The following is a 7,529-nucleotide window of genomic DNA, read 5'->3' as shown; positions in this document are numbered from 1 at the left end:
ACGGAGTCCTTGAAAAGCCTTCCGGCTCGGTGCACTTTAAGTGTGGGTGCAGTGTCCTGCTTTAAATCGAAATGACTATAGAAAGAGTTGCCTGGATAAGGTTTGTCACCAGAGGACTCTGCTCCCAGACGGTTGAGAACTCAGGTGTTACAGGTTTTATTGTAGTAAACTCAAGAAGGACGTAGTCTGGATTTCATAATTATCGCGACCCTATTTTTCAGCAGGACAAAGCTATGAGCAATCTATACTCGACAGACTTTAACTTGTGGATTGACCGAACAACCCGGCTATTGCGGGAAAGGCGCTGGCATGAAATTGACCTAACACACTTAATTGAAGAGGTTGAGAATTTGGGTAAGAGCGAACGACGAGGGATTACCAGTCAATTAACTCGCCTTCTGCTGCATCTACTCAAGTGGCAATATCAACCTCAGCGCCGTTCAGATAGCTGGCTAGATTCCATTACAGATGCGCGAACCCAAATCGGATTGGCCATAGAAGATAGCCCTAGCCTAAAAGGTTATCTGGTAGAGCAACTTGAAGAGAGTTATCAACGGGCGCGCCGCCAAGCAGCCAGGCAAACGGGGATAGAAATCTCGACATTTCCAGATGTCTGTCCCTACTCTCCAGAGTTGGTGCTTGCAGAGGACTGGCTGCCGGAAGTTTGACAGTCCACACCACAAAGCATTTAACGGTGGACAGCATTCCCACAGTACTGACTGTAGAGCTTTGGACTGGTGTTGTCCTGCCCAGACAATCCATCAGGGATTAAACATGGGCAATACAGATAGACCAAGGCCAATTGCTGTGCTACTGTTGCTATTCCTCAAGCAGAGGCGCGCTCCTGCCAGGTGCGCATCTTGCCCGGATTGAGCAGGCCATAGGGATCCACTTCTTCTTTAAAACGAATCTGGCGCGGATCCATCACTTTGCGCCCGCCGTCTTCGATGATGAAAGTGTGGGGGTTGGCAATAAATACTCCCTGCTCTTCGTGGTAGCGCATGATCTCGTTTAGACGCTCTTCGGTGGTAAAGCGGACAATTTGCAGGCCGACAGGGGTAGCTTGCCCGTTGATGCGAATCCACTCCAGGTGCATCAGCACTTCGTCGCCAAAATACTCGTACATGTGCTGCACCAGCTTCAGCTCCCGATCGGCGGGAAAAGCCGATTGTAAATAAGTCAGGCTGGGATCCACGCTGCGGCAGTGCAAGGTGGTGTGATTCCAAGAAAATTCCCCCAGCGAGATCCCCTTGCTGGCCTCTTGGGCAGTTTTGTTGTAAACCACTTGGCCCCCATGTTCCCGGACAAGCTCCAACAGCGGCTCCAGGCTGCATTCGGCCACCATCAACAGGGCCACAGCGGATCCCTCTGGCAGATAGCCCCGCAGCGGCGCAAAGTAGCTGGGGATCGGCCAAGCGTGCAGGCTGATCATCTTCTTGATGATCCCATCCGCATCGCCCAGGGCCTGGCCAAAATGGGCACAGGGCATAAACCCTCCTGCGGGGGGAAAAGCCACCACCAGCTCTGCCCAAGGGTAAGCAGGCGCCAGCGGAATCTCCACCTCGGTGATGATCCCATTGAGGCCCCAGGCATGGCTTACTTTGAATACCTCATCTCCCCGCAGCTCCAGCACCCGCGGCTCTTCCTCCAGGGTGACCACCCGCAGCCCCAAGATGTTGCCCCGATCCCGCAGTTGGCCGTAAGTCACAGAACCAATGCCACCACTGCCGCCGGCAATGAACCCCCCGATGGTGGCCGTGCGATAGGTGGAAGGAGCCATGCGGATCTCCCAGCCCATCTCCCGGGTGTGTTTGTCGATGGCCATCAACTTGGCCCCCGCCTGCACCCGCGCCAAGCCCGGCTTTGCCCAAAGCACCTGGTTGAGCTTGCCCATGTCCAGGATCACACCCCCGGCCAGCGGGATACATTGGCCGTAATTACCGGTACCGGCACCGCGCACCGTAACCGGGATCCGCAGCTTGGCACAGGCCGCTGCCACCCGCATCACCTCGGCCTCATCGGCGGGGCGCACCACCAAATCTCCCCGCTTGTCGCTCAGTTGTCGGCTCAGCACGGGGCTGTAGTGGTAAAAATCCAACGACAACTTGGCCACCTGAGCCGGATCAGTGATGATCTCAATACCCTCTAAGTCAGAACGCAAAGCCTGCAGCTTGTCAGGAGCGGCAACGATCATAGGTATCCGTATTTGGGTGCAACGGTTCTTCAGACTCCATCATCGGCAGAAATTGCCTGCAAAAGGGTTTGCCGAGAACAGTATGGGAAGGATCCCTGTCCGGCCAGGTCGATTAGCCGAAGCGGCCCTCCACATAATCTCTTGTGGCTTGCTTGGTGGGGCTGTTGAAGATGACTTCAGTTCTGTCAAATTCAATCAGCTCGCCCACACGGTTGGATCCCACCAGCTCCACGCTGAAGAAAGCCGTCATATCCGAGACGCGGCTGGCCTGCTGCATGTTGTGGGTGACGATGATGATGGTATATTCCTCCTCCAGCTCCTTCATCAGCTCTTCGATACGGCGGGTGGAAATGGGATCCAGTGCCGAACAGGGCTCATCCATCAAAATCACATCCGGCTGTACCGCCAGAGCGCGGGCAATACACAGGCGCTGCTGCTGACCTCCCGACAGCGACTGGCCGTTTTCTTTCAGTTTATCTTTCACCTCATCCCAAAGGGCAGCCCGCCTCAGCGAGGTTTCCACCACCTCGTCCAAGTCTACCTTCATCCCCAGCACCCGCGGGCCGTAGGCCACGTTGTCGTAAATGCTTTTGGGGAAGGGATTGGGTTTTTGGAAGACCATGCCGATACGCCGCCGCACCGCCACCGGATCGACTTCTTTGGCGTAGAGATCCTTGCCGTGGTAGGTGAGCTTGCCCTCTACACGAGCACCGGGGATCAAATCGTTGGTGCGGTTAAAACAGCGCAGGATCGTGCTTTTGCCACAGCCGGAAGGGCCGATAAACGCAGTAATCTGTCGGGCTGGGATGTCCAGAGTAACATTTTTTACCGCCAGATTGGAGCCATAGTAGACATTCAGGTTCTCGGTCCTGAAAACGTAAGAGGTCTGGTTAAGAGATTGAGTTTGCATGGCAGCACTCACAAAAAGAGCTAGAGTTCGACGAAGAGTTCGATTCAAGACTTTGTTGAGAATCCTCAGGCTATTTCCTGGTCTTGTACACCAAAAAGCGAGCGGTCAAGCTGGCCGCCAAAACAATGGCTAACAAAACCAAAGCGCCCGCCCAAGCCAGCTCCTGCTGCACCCTGTAGGGAATGATGGAGAAAAAGTAGACCATCACCGGCAAGGTAGCCACCGGGCCAAAGAGATCAGTAGACCAGAAATTGTTGTTGAAGGCGGTAAAGAGCAGAGGTGCAGCCTCGCCTGCCGCTCGGGCCAAAGCCAGGATTAGCCCGGTTACGATGGCCGGTGCCGCTGCCGGCAAAACAACGCGCATTGTGGTCTGAAAGCGATTTGAGCCCAGGCCAAGGGAAGCCAAGCGCATGTCGGGCGAAACCAGCAGCAACGCCTCCTCGGTGGAGCGGACGACAATCGGCAGCATCAGCACGCCAAAAGCCACCCCTCCCGAGAAAGCCGAAAAGCCGGATCCCCTCACCACCACAGCATAGGCAAACAGGCCGCAGAGAATGGCCGGTACCCCCGTGAGCACATTGCAGGAAAACTTAACCAGATAAGCCAAGCGGGTGCCGCGACCGAATTCAGACAAGTACACTGCCGCCAAGATGCCGAAGGGAAAGCTCAAAGCCGCCCCCGTAGCCAGCACCATTAAATTGCCGACAATTGCGTGACCAAAGCCCCCTTCCGCCAGGCCAGGGGCAGGGTAGCGGGTCTGGGTGAGGACATCCCAATTTATCCGCTGGATGCCTTCCTTGCCCACATCCCACAGCACCCAAGATAGGGAAGCTATGATCACCGCCACAAAGAGGCCACTCAGCAGGGTTAGGACAATGCCTGTGTAATTGCGGACAGGGGCAATGGCGGCACGAGTAATGTCGATGTCAACCTTCTCAGGGGCAAGCTGTGCTGAGTCGGACATGATAACAGTGCTCCTTTATCTTCTTTCTGCTTCCCAAGTTACTGCTCCAAGTTTTGAAACTTGCGGATGATGATCTCGGCAACAATGTTGACCAATAACGTCAGCACCATCAGCACCACGCCGGCATACATGAGAGCCGAAACCTGCAAGCGTCCTGCCTCGCCAAACTGAGAGGCAATCAAGCCGGTAATGGTGGATCCCGGCTGCATTAGGGAGATATTGATGCGGTTGGCGTTGCCGGAAAGCATGGCCGCTACCATGGTCTCTCCCAGGGCCCGTCCCAGCGCCAGCATGATCGAGCTGACAATGCCCGACAGGCCGGCAGGGATCATCACCGTTAAGATGGTCTCCCAGCGGGTTGCCCCCAAAGCCAAAGCCCCCTCTTTTAGGCTGCGTGGCAGAGATTCAAGGGTACTGCGGGTAATGGAGATGATGATGGGAGAGATCATGATCCCCAGCACCACAGCCACTATCAACAAGCTGGGCCCCCGCGGAGCCGGGCCACCCAAGAAAGGGATCCAACTCAGCGTCTGGTTAATGGCTCGAAAGATGGGCCGCACTGCTGGAATCAGCACAAAGATCCCCCACAGCCCCAGCACCACACTGGGAATGGCCACGATCAGCTCAACGGCAAAGCCAATCGGCTCCGTTACCCACTTGGGGGCAAAACCTTCCGCCAGGAAGATGGCAGTGCCAATGCCCAGAGGGATGGCAAAAATCAAAGCCACCAGAGAGGTTACCAAACTGCCATAAATCTGTGGTAGCACCCCATAGATGTTTTCCACCGGGTTCCAGCGGGCAGTAACCAGGAAGCCCAAGCCAAACTGCTGAATCGCCGGCAGAGCCGCTTCGGTGGTTTGAAGAATCACCCAGATGAGGATAATGCCGGCAAACCCTGCCAAGGCCAGCGTCAGGCGGACAAAGCCCACATCAACAGCCCGAGACAGGCTCGCCTTTTTCTCAATGTCAACATCGATATCCGGGTTTGGTGGTGAACCATAACCCGTAGCCGCTGAAGTCATAGCCTCTCTCCCATGATCATCTTCGGTTCAAAACTTTCCTAAAAATCCCACCGTGCAAGGTAAGCCCAGCAGCCGACCGAGAAAGCCTCATCTGCCTCCTCAGCCGGCCACCAGCTCCACTCTAGTGGAGTTCAGGCTGCAACCCAGTCATCGCACCGCATTGGGGTTAACGGTGATGGCATCCAGCTCTGCAAAGATCCGCTGGATAGCCGCCTCAGGCATAGGGATGTAGTCCAGCTCCTTGGTGATGGCTTGACCCTCTGGCCCCTGGGTCCACTTCAGAGCCTCCACCAGCTTGGTCAGCTTCTGCTGATCGGGATACTCGCGGTACAGCATCACCCAGAACAAGCCCACGATTGGGTAGTCATTTGGCCCTTCAGGGTCGGGCACCAACAGCGCAAAGTTATCAGGAATGGGAGCATCAAGCGCCGAGGTAGCTGCCTCAGTCGAGAACTCAACAATGTTGCCCGCTTTGTTTTCCAGGCGAGCAGTGGTCATCTTTTCCAGCTTGGCATAGGACTGGTTCACGTAGCCAATTGCCCCTGGCTCCTGCTTGATGGTGGCGGCTACGCCCTCATTCCCTTGGGCTCCAATGCCAACAGGCCACTCGACAGAAGTACCAGCACCGGCTGTCCAATTAGGGCAGACAGTTCTGATGTGGTTGGTGAACACAAAGGTAGTCCCAGAACCATCAGAGCGGTGTACCCAGGTGATGTCCAGGGGTGGCAGCTTGTTTGCTATACGTGGGTTCTCGGCCTTGATGCGAATGTCGTCCCAGCGAGTGATCTCGCCGGTCACGATGCCGCAGTAGGTTTTCCGCTTCAGGATGAGCTCTCCGTCTTCAATGCCGGGCAGGTTATAGGCAAACTCGATGGCCCCTCCCGCCAGAGGCAACTGTAGGGGCTCATAGCGGTATTTAGCTCGGAAGTTTTCCAGGCGAGCACCGGAGAAAGGCGCCTCGGAAGCGCCGAAGTCCACAGTGCCATTGATCACCTGCTCTAGGCCAGCACCACTACCGACAGACTGATAGCTGACTTGCACAGTGGGGTCTACGGTGCGGTTGTAGGCGTCAAACCAACGTTGCAGCAAAGGAGCCGCAAAGGTCGCGCCCGCCCCGGAGATTTGCACGGTTTGGGCTTGAGCCGAGGTCGCTGTTAGAAATCCTACTGTTAGAGCGGTGAGGGAGAAAGCAGAAAGCAGGGTTCGCATAGGTAATATCTGTGGCAAATCAACATCTTCAACCCTATAACCTCAAAGTTAACGGAGGGATATCTAAAGGTTAACTTTGGGTTAAGTCAAGAGAAAAATCGATATTTTTGAGTGTGCTGGCTCGTTTCCAAACCTCGATTTTCCATCTGGTGGTTTTGGCCAGTTTGGATTTCAGCAAAATCAGGATCCTGGAGCCCAGGATCCGCGAAAAGGCTTATACTGCTGAACTTCTATCTCATTTGACAACCAATCAAACGGACACAACTTGAATAAGAGCTAAGCTTAGACGGCTGCAAAAAAACTCGATCCAGATCCAAGATGTGTAAAATTTGAGACAAAGATGTTGCTCACCTCTCGGCAAGCTTGGACATGATTTCAGCAGGGCGGGAAAAGCCCCGCCCAGAGATTCTTTCGGCTTTTGGCAGAGAGAATTGGTTAGAAGATAGACTCCAACCTTCTAGACGTGGGGCAGCTCTACATGTTCCCCGAGCAGAGAAAGATCTGGGCTCTAAGCTGGGATCCGCCCGCCCCCCATGAGGTACAGCAGGGCCATACGCACCGCCACGCCGTGGGTGACCTGCTGCTCAATCAGGTTCAAGCCGGGATCCTCCATCACCTCGGAGCTGAGTTCCACACCGCGATTGACCGGGCCGGGGTGCAGAAGCTTGACATCCGGGTGGCACAGGCGCAGTCGTTGCCGCGTGAGGCCGAAGAAGTGATGGTACTCCTGCAAGCTGGGGAGAAGGAACTCGCCCATGCGCTCCTGCTGCAGGCGCAAGGTGATGACAAAACGCGACCCTTCGAGGGCAGGCTCTAGCTGCCAATGGACAGGGAGCGTATGGCCGGGTACAAACTGGGCAAAATCTTTGGGCAATAGGGTGGGAGGGCCGGCTAAGTGAACCTCAGCTCCGGCAGTCACCAAGGCATAGATATCGGAGCGGGCCACCCGCGAGTGGAGAATATCGCCGACAATGGCAATTTTGATCCCTTGCAGCAACTCCAGACGGGGACGCCGGGGATCCAGATGGCTGCAGAGGGTAAACAAATCCAGCAAACCTTGGGTGGGATGTTCGTGCAGTCCATCCCCGGCATTGAGAACGCCCGCAGGGGATCCACGGCGGTCGATCTCGGCAGCTAATTGTTGGGGCACTCCTGCCTGGGCATGGCGAACGATTAAGAGATCGGATCCCATGGCCAGAAAGGTGCGGGCCGTATCCAAAAGCGTCTCCC

Annotated in this window: 7 protein-coding genes; 1 reads left to right on the top strand and 6 read right to left on the bottom strand. The window is 55.5% G+C overall.

Annotated elements, in window-relative coordinates; all coding sequences use genetic code 11:
- Positions 1-233: 233 nt before the first annotated feature.
- A complete protein-coding gene (locus NW819_RS12250) occupies positions 234-668 on the top strand; it encodes a DUF29 domain-containing protein (RefSeq protein ID WP_011433505.1) in 435 nt (144 codons plus the stop codon).
- A 158-nt stretch (positions 669-826) separates the two neighbouring features.
- Here NW819_RS12250 and NW819_RS12245 read toward each other — a convergent pair whose 3' ends face one another.
- From NW819_RS12245 to NW819_RS12220, 6 genes are all read right to left on the bottom strand, one after another.
- Positions 827-2,194: an FAD-binding oxidoreductase gene (locus NW819_RS12245; protein WP_414413909.1), complete on the bottom strand. Its 1,368-nt coding sequence runs from the start codon at positions 2,192-2,194 to the stop codon at positions 827-829.
- A gap of 112 nt (positions 2,195-2,306) precedes the next feature.
- Positions 2,307-3,104: a phosphate ABC transporter ATP-binding protein PstB gene (gene pstB, locus NW819_RS12240; protein ID WP_414413908.1), complete on the bottom strand. Its 798-nt coding sequence runs from the start codon at positions 3,102-3,104 to the stop codon at positions 2,307-2,309.
- 70 nt (positions 3,105-3,174) lie between these two features.
- Positions 3,175-4,068 (bottom strand): phosphate ABC transporter permease PstA, encoded by an 894-nt coding sequence (gene pstA / locus NW819_RS12235; protein ID WP_414352132.1) that lies wholly within the window; start codon positions 4,066-4,068, stop codon positions 3,175-3,177.
- A 38-nt stretch (positions 4,069-4,106) separates the two neighbouring features.
- Positions 4,107-5,090, bottom strand: a complete 984-nt coding sequence (pstC, locus tag NW819_RS12230; RefSeq protein WP_414413907.1) for a phosphate ABC transporter permease subunit PstC — start codon at positions 5,088-5,090, stop codon at positions 4,107-4,109.
- A 147-nt stretch (positions 5,091-5,237) separates the two neighbouring features.
- Positions 5,238-6,299: a phosphate ABC transporter substrate-binding protein PstS gene (gene pstS, locus NW819_RS12225; RefSeq protein ID WP_414330700.1), complete on the bottom strand. Its 1,062-nt coding sequence runs from the start codon at positions 6,297-6,299 to the stop codon at positions 5,238-5,240.
- A gap of 508 nt (positions 6,300-6,807) precedes the next feature.
- On the bottom strand, positions 6,808-7,529 hold a 722-nt coding region (locus NW819_RS12220), incomplete at its 5' end, for an aspartate carbamoyltransferase (RefSeq protein ID WP_414413906.1).

The sequence above is a fragment of the Synechococcus sp. R8-2 genome (assembly GCF_047461715.1).
Taxonomy (GTDB): domain Bacteria; phylum Cyanobacteriota; class Cyanobacteriia; order Thermostichales; family Thermostichaceae; genus Thermostichus.
Note: the sequence above shows the minus strand (reverse complement) of the source record. Positions and strands in the feature narration are given on the sequence as shown.

Coding starts and splice junctions, on each gene's coding strand:
- NW819_RS12250 (WP_011433505.1), top strand. CDS start 234: ATGAGCAATCTATACTCGACAGACTTTAACTTGTGGATTGACCGAACA.
- NW819_RS12245 (WP_414413909.1), bottom strand. CDS start 2,194: ATGATCGTTGCCGCTCCTGACAAGCTGCAGGCTTTGCGTTCTGACTTA.
- pstB (WP_414413908.1), bottom strand. CDS start 3,104: ATGCAAACTCAATCTCTTAACCAGACCTCTTACGTTTTCAGGACCGAG.
- pstA (WP_414352132.1), bottom strand. CDS start 4,068: ATGTCCGACTCAGCACAGCTTGCCCCTGAGAAGGTTGACATCGACATT.
- pstC (WP_414413907.1), bottom strand. CDS start 5,090: ATGACTTCAGCGGCTACGGGTTATGGTTCACCACCAAACCCGGATATC.
- pstS (WP_414330700.1), bottom strand. CDS start 6,299: ATGCGAACCCTGCTTTCTGCTTTCTCCCTCACCGCTCTAACAGTAGGA.